This is a genomic window from Robertmurraya korlensis (genome assembly GCF_023715225.1).
In the GTDB taxonomy this organism is placed as follows: domain Bacteria; phylum Bacillota; class Bacilli; order Bacillales; family Cytobacillaceae; genus Robertmurraya_A.
Window position 1 is genome coordinate 1 of sequence record NZ_JAMBNS010000068.1, and the last position, 484, is coordinate 484.

Annotated in this window: 1 protein-coding gene; it reads right to left on the reverse strand. The window is 68.4% G+C overall.

Annotated features, from left to right (window positions below; genetic code table 11):
* Window positions 1-455: PfkB family carbohydrate kinase (locus tag M3175_RS24180; protein WP_251524551.1), on the reverse strand; the 455-nt coding region annotated here is incomplete at its 3' end.
* Between the last annotated feature and the right edge of the window lie 29 nt (window positions 456-484).

Genomic DNA, 484 nt, shown 5'->3' on the forward strand with positions numbered 1-484 from the left:
TGGTCGATCGCCGCGAACGCCGCATCGCACGCGGCCGTGCTGATCGCAAGACTGATCCCCGACAGGTGCACGGCCTTCGCGGCCGCCAGCGCGTCGAGCGGCAAGTCGCCTGTCGCATAGCGGCTCGCAGCCGATCCCGCGCGCAGATAGTCGAACTGGTGGCCGTCGGCGCCGTGCGTGACGAAATACACGCCGGTCGGTGCCGCGCGGTCGATTCGCACGTACGTCGTGTCGACCTGCTCCGACGCCCACATGTCGGCGAGCAGGCGGCCGAACGGATCGTCGCCGATCGCCGACACGAAGCCCGTCGATGCACCCTGGCGCGCCGCCGCGATGCAGAAGTTCGACGTGTCGCCGCCGAAGCCCTGCAGGAATTCAGGGCGTCCCGGCTGCGACTGGTTGAATTCGATCATCGCCTCGCCGAGCGCGAGGATCTCCGGAAATACCGCGGCCATCGCTTACACCTCGCCCCACAGATCGTGGC